The 18,483-nt window shown below is 60.2% G+C and carries 12 protein-coding genes; 5 read left to right on the top strand and 7 right to left on the bottom strand.

Translation table 11 applies throughout. The features are described 5' to 3' along the window. Positions 1-282: 282 nt before the first annotated feature. Genes PSH91_RS13260 through PSH91_RS13240 form a run of 5 tightly spaced genes read left to right on the top strand, consistent with a single transcriptional unit; the run spans position 283 to position 6,823 of the window. A complete protein-coding gene (locus PSH91_RS13260) occupies positions 283-3,768 on the top strand; it encodes a response regulator (protein ID WP_047229179.1) in 3,486 nt (1,161 codons plus the stop codon). Next, a complete protein-coding gene (locus PSH91_RS13255; RefSeq protein ID WP_047229105.1) occupies positions 3,768-4,583 on the top strand; it encodes a protein-glutamate O-methyltransferase CheR in 816 nt (271 codons plus the stop codon). The genes PSH91_RS13260 and PSH91_RS13255 overlap by 1 nt, the downstream gene beginning before the upstream one ends. Further along, a complete protein-coding gene (locus PSH91_RS13250) occupies positions 4,580-5,167 on the top strand; it encodes a chemotaxis protein CheB (RefSeq protein WP_047229104.1) in 588 nt (195 codons plus the stop codon). The genes PSH91_RS13255 and PSH91_RS13250 overlap by 4 nt, the downstream gene beginning before the upstream one ends. Positions 5,168-5,172: 5 nt before the next feature. After that, positions 5,173-6,453: a hybrid sensor histidine kinase/response regulator gene (locus tag PSH91_RS13245; protein ID WP_305468458.1), complete on the top strand. Its 1,281-nt coding sequence runs from the start codon at positions 5,173-5,175 to the stop codon at positions 6,451-6,453. Then, positions 6,446-6,823 carry a response regulator gene (locus PSH91_RS13240; RefSeq protein ID WP_047229102.1) on the top strand — a complete coding sequence of 126 codons (378 nt, stop codon included), beginning with the start codon at positions 6,446-6,448 and terminating at the stop codon, positions 6,821-6,823. The genes PSH91_RS13245 and PSH91_RS13240 overlap by 8 nt, the downstream gene beginning before the upstream one ends. A gap of 103 nt (positions 6,824-6,926) precedes the next feature. On the opposite strand, the gene PSH91_RS13235 is transcribed toward PSH91_RS13240, so the two are convergent. The 7 genes from PSH91_RS13235 to PSH91_RS13205 form a co-directional block, all read right to left on the bottom strand. Continuing rightward, positions 6,927-8,597, bottom strand: a complete 1,671-nt coding sequence (locus tag PSH91_RS13235) for a response regulator (RefSeq protein ID WP_305468456.1) — start codon at positions 8,595-8,597, stop codon at positions 6,927-6,929. Further along, a complete protein-coding gene (locus tag PSH91_RS13230) occupies positions 8,594-10,096 on the bottom strand; it encodes an ATPase domain-containing protein (protein WP_160892396.1) in 1,503 nt (500 codons plus the stop codon). The genes PSH91_RS13235 and PSH91_RS13230 overlap by 4 nt, the downstream gene beginning before the upstream one ends. A 153-nt stretch (positions 10,097-10,249) precedes the next feature. Then, positions 10,250-11,305: a HEAT repeat domain-containing protein gene (locus tag PSH91_RS13225; RefSeq protein ID WP_076384605.1), complete on the bottom strand. Its 1,056-nt coding sequence runs from the start codon at positions 11,303-11,305 to the stop codon at positions 10,250-10,252. A gap of 286 nt (positions 11,306-11,591) precedes the next feature. After that, entirely contained in the window at positions 11,592-13,013 is a 1,422-nt protein-coding gene (locus PSH91_RS13220; protein WP_047229098.1) for an efflux transporter outer membrane subunit, read from the bottom strand. Further along, on the bottom strand, positions 13,010-16,189 hold the full coding sequence (locus PSH91_RS13215) for an efflux RND transporter permease subunit (RefSeq protein ID WP_139050054.1): 3,180 nt from the start codon (positions 16,187-16,189) through the stop codon (positions 13,010-13,012). The genes PSH91_RS13220 and PSH91_RS13215 overlap by 4 nt, the downstream gene beginning before the upstream one ends. A 15-nt stretch (positions 16,190-16,204) precedes the next feature. Then, positions 16,205-17,458, bottom strand: coding sequence for a multidrug efflux RND transporter periplasmic adaptor subunit MexE (gene mexE, locus PSH91_RS13210; RefSeq protein ID WP_047229096.1), 1,254 nt, complete (start codon positions 17,456-17,458; stop codon positions 16,205-16,207). Between the two features lie 208 nt (positions 17,459-17,666). After that, positions 17,667-18,431 (bottom strand): ABC transporter substrate-binding protein, encoded by a 765-nt coding sequence (locus PSH91_RS13205; protein ID WP_160892398.1) that lies wholly within the window; start codon positions 18,429-18,431, stop codon positions 17,667-17,669. Positions 18,432-18,483 lie beyond the last annotated feature (52 nt).

The raw sequence follows: 18,483 nt of genomic DNA, 5'->3' as shown, positions 1-18,483 counted from the left end.
ATGGTCGGCTGGGTATCAGGAGCGGGGTTGTGCATGGTAGACATTCTCAGGGGATTGGGTTGGGGAGGTGTGCCAAAAAACGGCCTTATGCATGAGTAAGTAGCGAGGGGGCACAAGTTCCCTGGGTTGTACAAGAAAGGATCTATAGTACAAGAGCTGACAAGGATCGTCGCTTCCTCAGGCTTTTCGTGGAGTTTGCGCCTTTGCCCCGTCAGAATGTGGATCCAACCGGTATTTTTCGGCAAACTCCACGGTTTTCAACTGTCCACCAAGGCTTATTCCATGACTCCTTCGTCTTCGGTTGACGAGCAAAGTTTTCGCAAGCTCCTGAGCCGCAATATCAGCCTGCCACTGGGCATGGGCGCCCTCAGCGCGGTGTTTTTCATTGTGCTGATCACCTATCTGCTGTCGGTGATCCAATGGGTCGGGCATACCGATCGGGTGATCAATAATGCCAATGAAGCGCTCAAGCTGAGCGTGGATCTGGAAACCGGCATGCGCGGCTACCTCCTGACGGGCGACGAGCATTTCCTCGACCCCTATGAAGTGGCCAAACCGCGCATTGCCGTGGCGCTGGAGACATTGTTGGAATTGACAGCCGACAACCCGATCCAGACCGACCGCCTGCATAAAGTGCAAGCGCTCCAGGTGGAGTGGGCCAACTACGCGCAAAGCATGATCGACCTGCAACGCAGCAGTGGCGATTACCGGGGAGCGGTGAAGGCCGGGCGTGGCAAGCGCTTGACCGATGAAATACGCAAGACCTACGAGGATATCGTCGAATCCGAGCAGCAGCTGCGTGCCGAACGCAACGACCAGGTGCGCACCACCACCCTCTGGAGCATCGCTCTGTACCTGTTGTTCGTGGCCGCCGTCAGCGGCTTGCTGGCCTATGTCGGGCGCCGGGATCTGTTGGGGCTGTCCAACAATTACAGCGCCAGCCTGAAGGTCCAGCAGCAGAGTGCTTTGCATCTGGAAAAACAGGCCTGGCTGCGCAATGGCCAGACGCTACTGGCCGAGCAGGTTCTGGGGCAACTGACGTTGAACCTGCTGGGACGCAACATCCTGCAGTTCTGTGCCCAATACATGGGCGCTGTAGTGGCCGCACTGTATGCGCGGGAAGAAAGCGGCCTGCTCAGGCGCGTCGCCACCTACGGCATGTCCCGAGAGGATGAAGAGCAACAGCAACAGGTGATCGTTGTCGGCGAAGGCATCGCTGGCCAGGCGGTCCAACAGGCGCGACTCATCCGCCTGGATGACGTGCCCGACGACTACCTGAAAGTCAGTTCGGGGTTGGGCCAGGGGTTGCCCAACAGCGTACTGGTCATGCCCACCAGTGACGATGACCGGATCAACGGCGTTGTCGAACTGGGCTTCCTGCGACCTGTGACCGATCGCGATATCGAACTGCTGGAACTGGTGGCCGGCAATATTGGCACCTCCATCGAAGCGGCCCGTTACCGGCAGCGTTTGCAGGAAGTCCTCGCCGAAACCCAACAGTTGAACGAAGAACTGCAAGTTCAGCAGGAAGAACTCCGGACCGCCAACGAAGAGCTGGAAGAGCAGTCACGCATCCTCAAGGAGTCCCAGGCGCATCTGGAAGCCCAACAACAGGAACTGGAGCAGACCAACGAGCAACTGGCTGAACAACGCGATGCCATGGACCAGAAGAACAGCGAGCTGAACCTGGCGCAGATCCAGTTGCAGGAACGCGCCGAAGAGTTGCAGCGTTCGAGCAAATACAAGTCCGAGTTCCTGGCGAACATGTCCCATGAACTGCGTACACCGCTCAACAGCTCACTGATCCTGTCCAAACTGCTGGCGGAGAATCCGCAGCAGAACCTCAACGAGGAACAGGTGAAATTTGCCGAGTCGATCTATTCCGCCGGTAACGATCTGCTGAACCTGATCAATGACATTCTCGACATTTCCAAGGTCGAGGCCGGGAAACTGGAAGTGCGTCCGGAGAACACCGGCGTGACGCGCCTGGTGGAAGGCTTGCGTGACATGTTCATGCCCCTGGCGACGGAAAAAGGCCTGAGCTTCGAGGTGCAACTGCTGCCCGACGCCCCGGCCATGCTGTATACCGACCGCCAGCGTCTGGAGCAGGTACTCAAGAACCTGCTGTCCAACGCCATCAAGTTCACCGAGAAAGGCACGGTATGCCTGACGGTGGCCGGCCAGGCCGGGGCGGGCATCGCGTTCATGGTGCGGGACTCAGGAATCGGCATCGCCGCCGATCAGCAACAAAGCATCTTTGAAGCCTTCCGCCAGGCCGATGGCACTACGAATCGCCGGTACGGCGGGACCGGTTTGGGCCTGTCGATTTCCCGCGACCTGGCCACCTTGCTCGGCGGCTCGATCTCTGTCTCCAGCGAGCCGGGGCAGGGCAGTGTGTTTACGCTGGTATTGCCAGAACGCTATGTCGAGTCGGGTGAGCCGCTGGTAGAACCGGGGATGTTCACTGCGACCACCACAATGGCGCCACCCGCGCCCCCTGAACCCGTCAGCGCACCGCTGATCGCCCAGGTCGATGTGCCCGTCGCCCCCTTCGCCGATGACCGCGACAAGGCACCGTTCAACACCCGCTGCATTCTGGTGATCGAAGACGAGCCCAGCTTTGCCCGGATCCTGTTCGACCTGGCCCACGAACTCGGTTACCAGTGCCTGGTGGCCCAAGGTGCCGATGAAGGCTTCGACCTGGCTTCGCAATTGAGCCCCGATGCAATCCTGCTGGACATGCGCCTGCCGGATCACTCCGGGCTGACGGTATTGCAGCGGCTCAAGGAGCAACCTGGAACCCGGCACATCCCGGTACATGTGATTTCCGTCGAGGATCGCGTAGAAGCCGCGATGCACATGGGCGCCGTCGGCTATGCGGTCAAACCGACCTCTCGCGAAGAACTCAAGGAGGTATTCGCCCGCCTGGAAGCCAAGCTGACCCAGAAGGTCAAGCGGGTGCTGCTGGTGGAGGACGATGATTTGCAACGCGACAGTATCACCCGGCTGATCGGTGACGATGACATCGAGATCACCGCTGTCGGCCTGGCGCAGCAAGCCCTGGACCTGCTGCGAAGCAACGTCTACGACTGCATGATCATCGACCTGAAGCTGCCTGACATGCTGGGCAATGACCTGCTCAAGCGCATGTCCACCGAAGATATCTGCTCATTCCCGCCCGTGATTGTCTACACCGGACGCAACCTGACCCGCGATGAAGAAGCCGAACTGCGCAAGTATTCACGCTCGATCATCATCAAGGGCGCCCGTTCGCCGGAGCGGTTGCTGGACGAAGTGACACTTTTTCTGCACAAAGTCGAATCCCGGTTGTCCCATGAACGGCAGCGGATGCTCAGGACCGCCCGCAGCCGCGACAAGGTTTTCGAGGGCCGTAAAGTGCTGCTGGTGGACGATGATGTGCGCAACATTTTCGCCCTGACCAGTGCCCTGGAGGCCAAGGGGGCGATCGTCGTCATCGGCCGTAACGGCTATGAAGCGATCGAGCGTCTGAACGAAGTCGACGACATCGACCTGGTGCTGATGGATGTGATGATGCCGGAGATGGACGGTTTCGAGGCCACCGCGCTGATCCGCAAGGACCCGCGCTGGCGCAAGCTGCCCATCATTGCCGTGACGGCCAAGGCCATGAAGGATGATCAGGAGCGCTGCCTGGCGGCCGGTTCCAACGATTACCTGGCCAAGCCGATCGATCTGGATCGTCTGTTCTCGCTGATTCGCGTGTGGTTGCCGAATATGGAAAGAATTTAGTGGAACGTAACACTGACATTGAAATCCGTTTGTTGATCGACGCGATCTACCTCAAGTACAGCTACGATTTTCGGGACTATTCCGGCGCCTCCATCAAGCGTCGGGTCCAGCACGCGCTGAGCCAGTTCGAGTGCAAGACCATCTCGGCACTGCAGGAGCGCGTGTTGCACGACCCGGGCATGTTCATGCAACTGCTGCAACTGTTGACGATCCCTGTCAGTGAGATGTTTCGCGACCCGTCGCATTTCCTGGCGATCCGCGAAGAAGTGGTGCCGCTGCTCAAGACCTATCCTTCGATCAAGATCTGGATCGCTGGTTGCAGCACCGGGGAGGAGGTCTATTCCATGGCGATCCTGCTGCGCGAGGAAGGGCTGCTGGACCGCACGCTGATTTATGCCACCGACATCAATCCGCGGTCCCTGGAAAAAGCCAAGCAGGGCATTTTTTCGCTCGAGAACGTACGGGCCTACACCCAGAATTATCAGCGCGCGGGAGGGCGGCGATCATTTGCCGATTACTACACCGCCGCCTACGATTACGCGATGTTCGACAAAACCCTGCGCGAGAACGTGACCTTTGCCGATCACAGCCTGGCGACTGATAGCGTATTCTCAGAAACTCAGTTAATTTCATGTCGTAACGTCTTGATATATTTTAACAAAAAGCTGCAAGATCGCGCGTTCGGATTGTTCCATGAGTCCCTCTGTCACCGAGGTTTCCTGGTACTGGGCAGTAAAGAGACACTGGATTTTTCGTCTTTCGGCAAGCAATTCGAGCCGTTGGTCAAACAGGAACGGATCTATCGCAAGTTATGAATCAGACGATGCACAGATCCAGATCGCCCATTCAAGCCATTGTCGTCGGTGCATCCGCCGGCGGCGTCGAAGCGCTGCTCAAAGTCTTCGGGCAACTGCCAAAGGGCTTCGGCGTACCCATTCTGGTCGTGTTGCATCTGCCCGATGAGCGTGACAGCCAGATGGCCCAGGTCTTCGGCCATCGTCTGGCGATACCGGTGCAGGAAGCTCAGGACAAGCAGAACATTCAACCGGGCACTTTGTATGTAGCCACACCCGGCTATCACCTGTCGGTCGAGGCCGACCGCAGTCTTTCGTTGAGCCTGGAGGAACCGGTGCACCATTCGCGGCCGTCGATAGATGTGCTGTTCGAATCCGCCGCCGACGCCTTCGGTCCGAACCTGCTGGCGGTCGTGCTGACCGGCGCCAACAACGACGGTGCCCAGGGCCTGGCCAAGGTCCGGGAGCTGGGTGGAATCACGGTGGTCCAGGACCCCGGCGAAGCCCAGGTTTCGACCATGCCCGAAGCAGCACTTGCCCTGCAAGAGCCCGACCATATCCTCACTTTGCAAGGCATCGGCCAATTGTTGGCCGCTCTGGAATGAACCACATGCCAAGAGATATTCAAGCAAAACTGCTGATCGTCGACGATCTGCCAGAAAATCTGTTGGCCCTGGAAGCGCTGATCAAACTCGACGGCCGCCAGGTTTTCAAAGCGCTGTCGGCCGATGAGGCGCTGTCCTTGCTGCTGCAACACGACTTTGCCCTGGCCATCATCGATGTACAGATGCCGGGAATGAACGGCTTTGAACTGGCCGAGCTGATGCGCGGCACGGAGAAGACCCGTAGCATTCCTATCATCTTTGTCAGCGCCGCCGGCCGTGAGCGCAACTATGCCTTCACCGGCTATGAAAGTGGCGCGGTGGACTTCCTGCACAAGCCGCTGGACAACCACGCCGTCAAAAGCAAGGTCAATGTGTTCGTCGAGCTGTATCGCCAGAGAAAGGCGATGAAGGAGCAGGTCATTGCATTGCAGGAGAGCCGCCGCGAGCAGGAGGCCTTGTTGCAGCAGTTGCAGGCTACTCGCAGCGAGCTGGAACAGGCGGTTCGCATGCGTGATGACTTCATGTCGATCGTTGCCCACGAGGTCCGTACGCCTCTCAACGGCCTGATTCTCGAGACGCAACTGCGCAAGATGCACCTGGCCCGGGACAACGCCGCCGCCTTCAGCCTGGATAAGGTGCAAGCGATGGTCGAGCGCGACGAGCGCCAGATCAAGAGCCTGATCCGGCTGATCGAGGACATGCTCGACGTGTCGCGGATTCGTACTGGCAAATTGTCCATTCGGCCAAGCCGCTTCAACCTGACGACACTGGTTGAAAACCTGCTGCGCAACTTCCAGCCGCAGATCGCGGCGGCCGAATGCACATTGACGTGCTCGACCGAGCCGTCGGTGGAGGGACAATGGGATGAGTTTCGTATCGAACAAGTGGTGTCGAACCTGCTGACCAACGCCTTGCGCTACGGCGGGAAAAGCCCGATCGAGGTGCGCGTCTACAAAACGCCTGACCATGCTTGCGTCGAAGTCCAGGATCACGGTATCGGCATCAGCGAGGAAAACCAGCAGCGCATCTTTCAGCAGTTCGAGCGGGTGTCGTCCAAAGCCGTCGCATCCGGTCTGGGCCTGGGGCTATTCATCTCCGAGCAGATTGTGACCGCCCATGGCGGTACTATTACGGTCAATAGCCGCCTCAATGAAGGGGCGTTGTTTCGCGTCTGCCTGCCTTTGCAGAAAACGGTCCTGGTCAAAACCGTCGAACAGACGCAACCTCTGAGTGACCCTACGGTCGTATCAGCAGCTATTGATCGAACAAAGGCTTCTCATGAGTGAAGATGCGCAAGACGTTGTACTGATCGTCGAGGATGACCCGTCGATCCTGATGGTATTGTCGGCCTACCTGTCGGGCGAGGGGTATCGAGTGCTGCAGGCCGAAAACGGTGAGCAGGCGTTCGAGATCCTCGCCAGCAAGCCCCACCTGGACATGATGATCACCGACTTCCGCCTGCCCGGGGGTATCACCGGCGTGCAGATCGCTGAACCGGCGGTCCGGTTGCGACCCGACCTGAAAGTCATCTTTATCAGCGGTTATGCCCAGGAAGTGCGCGACACCGACAGCCCCATCACCCGCAAGGCGCCGATCCTGGGCAAACCGTTCGACCTGGATGTGCTGCAGGACATGATGCGGACGATGTTGTCCTAGGCCTGTAAAAGCAGGGTGCAGGGCGGGATTTTGTGGGAGCAGGCTTTGCTGCCACAAAATCCTTGATCACGGGCGCACGCTCGGCTGATATCCGGGCATTGCCTCAAACCTTGATCATCTCCCGCACCTTGGCCGTCAACAGGTCAAAAGTGAACGGTTTGGTGATCATCTGCATGCCCGGGTCCAGGAAGCCGCCGCGCACCGCTGCATGCTCAGCATAACCGGTGATGAACAGCACCCGCAGGTCCGGGCGAATCTGCCGGCCGATTTCCGCCAGTTGCCTGCCGTTCATGCCTGGCAAGCCCACGTCACTGATCAGCAGATCGATGCGCTGGCTTGACTGAAGGATCGGCACCGCGCCGTCAGCATCGGCTGCCTCGACGAAGGCATAACCCAGCTCGCTCAGTACGGCGCTGACCAGCACCCGCACCGCCGGGTCGTCCTCGACGATCAGCACGGTCTCACCGTCTTGTGCGTACGGGGCGTGTTGTGTATCGACCCGTGGTTCGTGAACCTCTTCACCGACGAAACGCGGCAGATAGAGGCTCACGGTTGTGCCTTTGCCGACTTCACTGTCAATCGTCACGTGACCACGCGACTGCTTGCTGAACCCATAGATCATCGACAAGCCCAGCCCGGTGCCCTGGCCGATCGGCTTGGTGGTGAAAAACGGGTCGAACGCACGATTGATGACCGCTTCGGGCATTCCGCAACCGGAATCCTGCACACTCAGCACGACGTAATCGCCCGGCTCCAGGTTGGTATAAGCCTGGGTGAAGTCGGCATCCAGGTGTTGATTGAGCGTCTTGACCACCAGTTGCCCACCGTCGGGCATTGCGTCCCGAGCATTGAGTACCAGGTTGAGTAGGGCGCTTTCCAGTTGGTTTGGGTCGGCTTCGGCGATCCAGAGCTGGTCGTCCAGTTCCATGTCCAGCCGGATACTCTCGTTGAGGCTGCGCTGCAGCAGCTCGCCCATGGACAGCACCAGGGTATTCATCTGCACCGCTTTTGAGTCCAGCGATTGGCGGCGGGAGAAGGCCAGCAAACGATGCGTCAGGCCGGCTGCGCGATTGGCCGATGTCACCCCCAAGTCGATCAGGCTGTCCAGATCCTCGGTGCGGCCTCGGGCCAGGCGCCGGCGCAACAGTTCGAGGCTGCCGATGATCCCGGTGAGCATGTTGTTGAAGTCATGGGCGATCCCCCCCGTGAGTTGCCCGACCGCCTCCATTTTTTGCGACTGGCGCAAGGCCTCTTCGTTGTGGCGCAGTTGGGCCGTGCGTTCTTCCACTTGTTGCTCAAGGGTCTCAAGGGTGGTTTGCAGGCGCAGCTCGCTGTTGCTCAGGTCGATCAGCCGGTCTCGTGCTTCATATTGCCTGCGCCGGCCCCGCAGGGCGGTGGTGACCACGCTGACCAGGGTTATCGGGTGAAAAGGGCGCTCGAGGAACGTTACGTTGCCCAACTGAGTGCCGATACGCGCCGCCGGGTTCTGTTCCGGCCCGCCGTGGTGGGTCAACAATACGATTGGCAAATCCGACCAGGCCGGTTGCTCTTCTATATGTGACAACAGCGTTTCCAGCTCCGGCCCGACCAGGGCTTCGGAGGAAATCACCAACAGGCCGGCGCCGTGCTCCAGCTCTTCGCACAAGTGGGCCAGATGCTGGCAGATAAGGCCGCCGAAGCCGGCTTCGCGCAGGATCATCAGGGCGATCTGGCTGTCGCGCCCCAGCGGTGCGAGGATCAACGCCCGCTCCGACAGGGGCTCGACCAGCGTCACTGTTGATCATCCTTGAGCAACGGATTATCCGCTCCCATATAGTTCGGCACCCCACGCAATACCCCCTGGAATGCTTCCAGCGGCTCGCCGATGGTCATGCCCTCGCTGCTGATGCGGTATTCGCGAATAGTGGATTCATGGCTGCCGGTGCGTTTCTTGATGATGGAGATCGCTCGACGAACTTTGCCCAGCGCTTCGAAATAACGCAACAGAATCACCGTGTCGGCCAGGTAGGTAATGTCCACCGGGGCCTGCATATCGCCCACCAGACCGTGTTGCGCAACGGTCATGAAGGTCGCAGCGCCCCTGCGGTTCAGGTAGAGCAGCAGTTCATGTACGTGCAGCACCAAAGCGTTTTCTTCCGGCATGGCGGCCTGGTAGCCATTGATACTGTCGATCACGACCGTCTTGATGTTACCTTCATCGACGCAACGGCGTACCCGATGGGAGAACTCACCGGGAGACAGCTCAGCGGCGTCCACCTGTTCGATCACCAGGTTGCCGGTTCGTCTCAGCGCTTCCAGGTCGATACCGACGTTCCTCATGCGCTCGAACAGCAAGCCCAATTCTTCATCGAAGATGAACAGCGCGGCTTTTTCGCCACGCTGCACGGCGGCTGCAGCGAAAATCATCGAAATCAGCGACTTGCCGGTGCCGGCCGGGCCCAGGATCAAGGTGCTGGAGCCTGTCTCGATGCCGCCGCCCAGCAAGGCGTCCACGCCATCGAGGCCGCTGGACAGTTGTTGGCGCAGGTATTGCCCGCGGTGTTCGGCGGCCACCAGGCGCGGGAAGACATGAATGCCGTCGCCCATGATGGTGAAGTCGTGAAAGCCGCCACGGTATTTCTGCCCGCGATACTTGACCACCCGAATGCGTCGCCGCTCGGCGCCGTAATTGGGTGTCAGTTCTTCCAGGCGAATCACCCCATGGGCGACGCTGTGCACGGTCTTGTCCAGGGATTCGGTGGTCAGGTCATCAAGCAGCAGCACCGTGGCGTCGTAGCGCACAAAGTAATGCTTGATCGCCAGGATCTGCCGGCGATAGCGCAGTGAGCTTTGCGCCAGCAGGCGGATCTCCGACAGGCTGTCGAGCACCACCCGGGTCGGCTTGACCCGCTCGACCACCTCGAAAATCTGCCGGGTCGCTTCCCCCAGCTCCAGATCCGAGGAGTACAGCAGGCTTTGCTGATGCTCGGCGTTGAGCAGGCTTTCGGGAGGGGTCAGCTCGAAGATATGCACGTTTTCGTCGATCGTCCAACCGTGGGACGCCGCGCCCTGGCGCAACTCACGCTCGGTTTCCGACAGGGTGATGTACAAGGAACGCTCGCCGGCCTGGGCACCGGCCAAGAGGAATTGCAACGCGACCGTGGTCTTGCCGGTCCCGGGTTCCCCTTCCAGCAGGAACACATGGCCGCGGGACAAGCCACCGGAAAGGATGTCATCCAGCCCTTCGATACCGGTGGCGGCTTTAGCGCTGATCAACTCGTTAGATGTAGACAAAAAAAGCCCTCTCATGACTAGGGAAGTGGGCAGCAGGCTGGAGTACGCCTGAAAATGAACTGCCTGAACACTTGACCTTTTGCCGTGATCACGGTTCCGCTTTCGTTGATAAAACGAGGTGTACTGCTCAATTTTCTGGCAGCGGGGAAACGCCTACAGGCCTTGCTGCAGCGCCGGATCATCGGGGTTGAGTTGCTCCAGTTGCGCCAACAGGATCTGCACATTCTGCAACTGCCCGGACTCCTTCCAGTAGTTGATCAGCAGCACCCGCGCCCTGCGATCAGCCGGGTAGCGCTGGACGATTTCCTGTAACTGTTTCTGCGCCGCTTCCAGTTCCTGTTCGGCATACAAGGTGGTTGCCAGGTCATAACGGTAATGTCGGTTTTCGGGCTCAAGCTCCACGGCTTTTGCCAAACCAAGCAGCGCGTACTCCGCCTGGCCATGGTGCAGCAGCCACAGACCCAATGCATGTTGCAGATAAGCCGACTCCGGCTGGTTTTTCAACTGTTGGGCAAGCAACTGACGTGCAGCGTCGGCCTGGCCCTGTTTGTCCAGCACGTCGATCTGCATGACCAGCGCTGGCAGGTTGTCCGGTTGCAGGCGCAGGACTTGTTCCAGCGCCAACTGAGCCTTTTTCAGTTCAGCGTTATGCAGATGCAGCCGGGCCAGCTGATAGTGGGACTCGGCGGTTGGTGGACCGTCTTCAAGCATCTGCTCCCACATACCGATGACAAGCTGCATAGGCCCGAAGTACAAACCAAGCTCATCCGGCGATAGGCCCAGCAACGCGTTCACTGCGGCGAAGCGGACGCTTGGGTCTTGATCTTCGAGCAACGGCCCCAGCAACAGGCTGCGTTGGCCGGTTGGCACCAGCCCGCTGATGCTGCCGATGGCCGCTCGACGCACATCCGGCGACTCGCTGTGCAGGTCCGCGTCCGCCAGTTTCAGGGCTTGGGGGCTTGGGTAGTTCGGTAGCTCGGCGTGCAGCCATACCCGGCGCTTGGGCGACAGGTCCGGGCGACCCAATTGCTGATAGAGCATCCGCGCCGCCCCTGGCTGCCCATTGCGTGCGTGCTCAAGGGCTTCACTGTAGCCACGCTTGATTGCCTCGGGAATTTGCGGCGTGGTGCTGCGTAGCCACATTGCGACTAGACCGATTACCAACAGGACAGACAGGCTGAGCAACAGATAGCGGCGAGGCGAGGGCATGCAGGTAGTCCATAACCAGGAAGCGTGAAATGCCGCAAGCTTCGGTCAGGTGCGGGCTTGAGTCAAACCTTGAAAGAATCTGCAGATAACCCGGTGGGAGCGAGCCTGCTCGCGATAGCGGTATATCAGTTGGCATTTGAGTTGACTGACCCAGCGCCATCGCGAGCAGGCTCGCTCCCACCGGGCGTTTGCAGCAGGCAAAAAAAGCCCCGCGTCCAACATGGGAGGCGGGGCGAAAATTTGGTTGGTTGCGGCCAACCAAAGGAGCTCGGTTGAATGAGGTCGGTCAGTTGCTGGCTACGGCTTCCGGTTGCCAGCCGCCGCCCAGGGCCTTGTAGATCGCGACAATGCCGCGATACAGGTCCACTTCGGCCTGGGCCTGAGTGTCCTCGGCGGCCAGGCGCTCACGTTGGGCATCCAACAGGACGAGGAAATCCTCGGTGCCTTCGCGATAGCGGACTTCAGCCAGATCAGCGGCGGCTCGACTCGATTCGCTCTGCCGGATCAGCGAAATCAGGCGTTGCTGGCGCTTGCCGTAGTCGCTGAAGGCATTTTCCGATTCCTCCAGGGCCAGCAGCACTTGCTGTTCGTAGGTCGCCAAGGCGCCGTCCGCCTCAGCGTCGGCACCGCGCAGACGCGCCCGCACACTGCCCAAATCGAAGGCAGCCCAGGTGATGCTTGGCCCCAGCGCCCAGGCATTGGCCGCCGATGAGCCGATCTGCGAACCGCGTCCGGCGGTAAAGCCCAGGAAACCGCTGAGGCTGACCCGTGGGAACAGATCGGCCTTGGCCACGCCAATGCGCGCAGTGGCGGCAGCGAGTTGGCGCTCGGCGCTGAGAATGTCCGGGCGACGTTGCAACAGTTCACCCGGATCGCCAATCGGCAGGGCCTTGGCGATGGCCGGCAGCTGTTTGGGACTCAGGTCCACACTCAGTTTGTCCGGGCGCTCACCCAGCAAGGTAGCGATGCGGTTGCGCTGGCGTACCTGTTCGGCCTGCAACTGCGGCACGCTGGCTTCGACCGAGGCCAGGCGCGCATCGGCACGGACCACGTCGAGCTGATCGCCGACGCCGGCATCACGCAGGCTTTCGGTGATCTTGCGCGACGCCTGCTGGTTCTCGAGGTTTGCCAGGGCGATTTTTTCCCGCAGTTGGGCGCCGCGCAGTTGACCGTAGGCGTCCACCAGTTCGGCGATCATTGTCACCTGCAACTGATAGAGATCGGCTTCGACCGCCTGCTGATCGGCATCGGTGGCTTCCAGGTTGCGCTGGATGCGCCCGAACAGATCCAGCTCCCAGGCCATGTCCAGGCCCAGGTCATAGCGTTCGGTGCTGACCCGGTCGGTGGTCTGCCCCGGAATCTGGCCTTTGCCCAGGTTGCTGCTGGCGCGGCTGGTGATGGTCGGCATGACGTCATTGCTGGCGTCGTCGCGTATCGCTCGGGCCGCTCGCAAACGGGCGAACGCCACGCGTAACTCGCGGTTGCCCTCCAGGGAACGGGTGACCAGCGCGTTGAGCGTCGGGTCTTCGAACTGCTGCCACCAGATCCCTTCGAAACGGGCACGGTCGAAATTCTTCTGGCCGGCGGCACCGTCGGTGGCGGTGGTGATGTTCGCCGCCTCCGTTTGCGGTGCCTTGTAGTCCGGGCCTACGGCGCAAGCACTCAAGGCCAGTACCAGCAGGCTCGGCACAAACACTTTCAAACTCATTGTTGCGCCTCCAGTTTCAACGCCCGGGCCGCTTTGCGGGCCTCGCTGCGCTCGACGAAGTTGCGGATCAGTACATAGAACACTGGCGTGAGCAGCAGACCGAAGAAGGTCACCCCGAGCATGCCCGAGAACACCGCGACACCCATGGCATGGCGCATTTCAGCACCTGCACCGCTGGAGAAGACCAACGGCACCACGCCCATGATGAACGCGAAGGAGGTCATCAGGATCGGCCGCAGACGCAGGCGGCAGGCCTCCAGCACCGCAGCCAGGGGGTTCATGCCCTCGAGCTGTTTATCCTTGGCGAACTCAACGATCAGAATGGCGTTCTTACAGGCAAGCCCCACCAGTACGATCAATCCGATCTGGGTAAAGATGTTGTTGTCGCCGCCGGAAAGAATTACCCCGGTAATGGCCGACAGCAGGGTCATCGGTACGATCAGGATCACCGCCAGCGGCAAGCTCCAGCTTTCGTACTGTGCCGCCAGCACCAGGAACGCCAGCAGGACACAGAGCGGGAACACGAACAGCGCGGTATTGCCCGAGAGAATCTGCTGGTACGTCAGGTCGGTCCACTCGTAAGTCATGCCGTTGGGCAATTCGTCCTTGAGCAGTTTCTCGATGGCTTTTTCAGCCTGGCCGGAACTGTAGCCCGGGGCAGCGGCACCGTTGATTTCCGCAGTGATGAAGCCGTTGTAGTGCATTACGCGGTCAGGTCCCGAGGTGTCGCTGACCTTGATGAAGGTCGCCAGCGGGATCATCTCGCCACGGTTGTTGCGCACCTTGAGCTGGCCAATCTGGTCCGACTCCAGGCGGAACTGTTGCTCGGCCTGAACGTTGACCTGATAGGTGCGGCCAAAGCGGTTGAAGTCGTTGGCATACAGCGAGCCCAGGTAGATCTGCAGGGTGTCGAAGATGTCACTGACGGCCACGCCGTGGGTCTTGGCTTTTTCACGATCGATGGCGGCATCGACCTGCGGCACGTTCACCGTGTAGCTGGTGAACAGCCCGGCCAGTTCCGGCACGTTGTGGCTCTTGGTGATGATGTTCATGGTTTCTTTGTACAGCTCGTCGTAGCCCAGGTTGCCCCGGTCTTCGATTTGCAGACGGAAACCACCGATCGTGCCCAGGCCCTGTACCGGCGGCGGCGGGAAGATCGCCATGTAGGCTTCCTGGATTTCCGAGTACTGGCCGTTCAAGGCCCCGGCAATGGCCCCGGCAGACATGCTGGGGTCCTTGCGCTCGTCGAAGGGCTTGAGGGTGACGAACACGATGCCGGCGTTCGGACTATTGGTGAAGCCGTTGATCGACAGGCCAGGGAAGGCCACGGCGCTTTCGACGCCCGGCTGCTTGAGGGCCATGTCCGACATACGCTTGATCACGTCTTCGGTGCGGTCCAGGCTCGCGGCATCCGGCAGTTGGGCAAAGGCCACCAGGTATTGCTTGTCCTGGCCGGGTACGAAACCGGTCGGGGTGTTGGAGAACCCGAAGAACGTCAGCACCATCAGGCCTGCGTACACCAGCAGGGCGATGCCGCTGCTGCGGATCACGCGGCCAACTGTGCCCACGTAGCTGTGACTGGCACGGTCGAAGAAGCGGTTGAACGGACGGAACAGCCAGCCACCGAATATCTTGTCCAGGAACCTGGAAAAACGGTCCTTGGGCGCGTCATGACTCTTGAGCAGCACTGCGGCCAGGGCTGGCGACAGGGTCAGGGAGTTGAATGCCGAGATCACCGTGGAAATGGCAATGGTCAAAGCAAACTGCTTATAGAACTGCCCGGTCAAGCCACTGATGAACGCCGCCGGTACGAATACCGCGCACAACACCAGGGCGGTAGCGATGATCGGGCCGGTCACTTCGCCCATGGCGCGTTTGGTGGCTTCCACCGGAGTCAGTCCCAAGCCGATGTTGCGTTCGACGTTCTCCACCACCACGATGGCGTCGTCCACCACGATACCGATCGCCAGTACCAGCCCGAACAGCGAGAGCGCGTTCAGCGAGAAGCCGAACAGATGCATCACGGCAAACGTACCGATAAGCGACACCGGCACGGCCACCAGCGGAATGATCGAGGCGCGCCAGGTCTGCAGGAACAGGATCACCACCAGTACCACGAGGATCAGCGCTTCGAAGAGGGTGTGAACCACCGCCTCGATGGAGCCGCGCACGAAGATCGTCGGGTCATAGACGATGCTGTAATCCATTCCCGCCGGGAAGTTCTGCTTGAGTTCGTCCATCTTGGCGCGAACATCGTTGGAAATCTGGATGGCGTTGGAGCCGGGGCGCTGGAAGATCGGGATCGCCACCGCCGGCTGGTTGTCGAGCAATGAGCGCAGGGCGTATTGACTGGAGCCCAACTCCACTCGTGCGATGTCTTTGAGACGGGTGATTTCACCGTTCTCGCCGGAACGGATAATGATGTTTTCGAACTCTTCCTCATTCACCAGGCGCCCCTGGGTGTTGATCGAGAGCTGGAATGCCTGGGCATTGGGTGCCGGAGGCGCGCCCAGGGCACCGGCGGCGACCTGACGGTTCTGTTCGCGGATGGCGGTGACCACGTCGGTGGCGGTCAGGTTACGCGAAGCAGTCTTGTTCGGGTCAAGCCAGACCCGCAGGGAATAGTCCCCCATGCCGAATAGCTGCACATCACCCACACCGCCCAGGCGCGCCAGCTCATCCTTGATGTTGAGCAGGGCATAGTTGGACAGGTAAAGCATGTCGTAGCGCTGGTCCGGCGAGGTCAAGTGCACAACCATGGTCAGGTCGGGCGATGCCTTATCCACCGTGATGCCGATCCGGGTGACTTCTTCCGGCAACTTGGGTTCAGTCCGCGTGACGCGGTTCTGCACCTGCACCTGGGCGTTGTCCAGGTCGGTGCCCAGCGCGAAGGTGATGGTCAGGGTGATCTTGCCATCGGCGGTGGATTGCGAGGACATGTACAGCATGTTCTCGACGCCGGTGATGGCTTGCTCCAGGGGCGCGGCTACGGTTTCGCCGATGACCTTGGGGTTGGCGCCCGGGAAGTTGGCGCGCACGACCACGGTCGGCGGCACGACTTCCGGGTATTCGCTGATCGGCAACTGGAACAGTGAGATGGCGCCGGCGATCAGGATCAGCAGCGAAAGCACCGCTGCGAAGATCGGCCGCGAAATGAAGAACTGGGAAAATTTCATCTTGAGTTCAGTCCCTTAACCGCGTGGGGTCGCTGCGGCCAGTTTGCCTGCCGATCCGGAAGCAGCCTTGGCAGGCGCGACTTGGGGCAGGTTGCTGGCTTCGAGCGCTTTTCGTTGTTGTGCCAGGGCGGCAATGGTTTCTTCGCTGGCCATCGGCACGGTTTCAGGCGTGACTGGTGTACCGGGGCGAGCGCGTTGCAGGCCCTTGACGATGATGGTGTCGTCCTTGCTCAAGCCGTTGCGCACGATGCGCAGGCCTTCGATCTTCGGTCCCAGCTCGACAGCGCGGTAGGCCGGCTTATTGTCGGCGTCCATCACCAGCACGAATTTCTTGCCAAGGTCGGTGCCGACGGCTTCGTCGTTGATCAGCACGGCCGAGTAAGTGCCGCTGCCCACCAGTTTCAGCCGGGCATACAGCCCAGGGGTGTAGGCGCCATCCTTGTTGTCGAACACCGCGCGACCACGAATGGTACCGGTCTGTGGATTGACCTGGTTGTCGATGAAATTCATATGGCCCAGGTGCGGATTACCTTCCTCGTTGGACAGGCCCATGTAGACCGGAGTGGCCTGACCACGCTGGCCTTCGCGGGCGAGGCGGGTGTACTTGAGGAAGACGCGCTCGTCGGCATCGAAGTAGGCGTAGACCTTGTCGGTGGACACCACGCTGGTGAGCGGCGTGACATCGGCGGTCACCAGGTTGCCGGCGGTGATGTCCGCCCGGCTGACGCGACCGCTGATAGGCGAAGTGACCCGGGTGAAGCTCAGGTTCAGTTTGGCCAGGTCCAGTTGTGCCTGGATCGCCGCAGCGGCAGCGCGGGCTTCCTGGGCAGCACTGGTACGCGAATCTGCCAGCTCGGCGGAAATGGCATTGCTCAAGCGCAGGCGCTCGCCACGCTTGGCTTCGTTCTCGCTACGGGTAGCCGTCGCTCGGGCCTGGGACAACTGGGCTTCGAGGCGACGCACTTCAGCCTGGAAGGGACGCGGATCGATCTGGAACAACAGGTCGCCTTTCTTGACCAGAGCGCCTTCGGTGAACGCTACGCTATCGATCTGTCCTGAAACGCGGGGTCGGATCTCAACGGTTTCAGGTGCCTCGAGGCGCCCGGTGAATTCGTCCCACTCGTTGACCGGCTGCTCCAGCACCTTGGCCACACTGACTTTGGCCGCCGGCATGGAAGCCGCCGTATCTGGGGTCTTGCCGCATGCACTCATCACCAGCACCGCCATCAGTGCCAGGGGAAAGCGCAATTTTGAAAGTGAATATTCCATGGATAGCATCCGCCAAGAGTATTGAGATGGGCGGATGATGCGTGGGGAGGCGGTGAGGCACGAATCGAATGAAGCAAAGGTAACTATCATTCGGAATGATATAAGACATCGCCCAGCGCTCTAGCTGAGGGCTTTCGTTAGGCGGCTATCAATTGCGTTGATGTCCCTTCAGGTTGCCAGATGCACCGAATTACCTGCGTGAAGAACGCTACTGCGGCAGATAGCGGTCATGAATGCGCTGGATTTCGCCGCTGGCGCGAAGGCTTTCAACGGCCGCCCGCAGCTTCTTGACCATTTTCGGGGAGCACCGTTTGGAGCAGGCCAGATAGAGATCGGCACTGCTATTGACCGGGCTCATGAGCAGTTCGCGCTTGGACACCTTGGGCCAGATATACCGACTCTCAGGGACGCCGTTGAACCAAGCGTCGATACGTCCCATCAAGAGCATCTGGGCGGGGTTGTCGCCAATGACCAGCGGGTAGATCTGGTCGTCGCTGAACCCTTCGGTGCGCAGGATCTCCTGCTGCGCACTTCCCAGGCCGACGCCGATCTTGCGGTAGGTTTGCCGGGCTTCGGCGAAACTGCTCACTTGCCGGTCGAGGGTGAAGAAGGCGCGTTCCATGGGCATGACCGAAGCGATCCAGGTAAAGCGATCCTCGCGTTCCGGCGTGCGCGACAGGGGCGCGATCAGGTGATTGCGCTGTTCGCTGACGTGCTTCTGTGAGCGGGCCCAAGGAAGGATATGGAACTGCACGGTATACCCGGCCTTGGTCATGGCCGCGACAGCAACATCGCCGACAATTCCGTGCCCCTTGGGGTCATCGACAAACGTCAGCGGCGGCGCGTCCAGAATGTGCAGTTCAATCGTCAAAGGTGCGGCGTAGGCGCTACAGACAATCAGCGTCGGCAGCACCAGGCATAGGCGCGAGAGTGCTTTGGTACGGCCTTCCAATACGCGTTTGATCCGGCTCATGATCGATACTTCAGGCATTGAAAGTGATGCGCCATTCCAAACCCACGGCGCC

It is taken from the genome of Pseudomonas sp. FP1154, assembly GCF_030687245.1.
GTDB lineage: Bacteria > Pseudomonadota > Gammaproteobacteria > Pseudomonadales > Pseudomonadaceae > Aquipseudomonas > Aquipseudomonas rhizophila.
The sequence above is the reverse complement of the archived record's forward strand: the minus strand, read 5'-3'. Positions and strand labels throughout refer to the sequence as shown.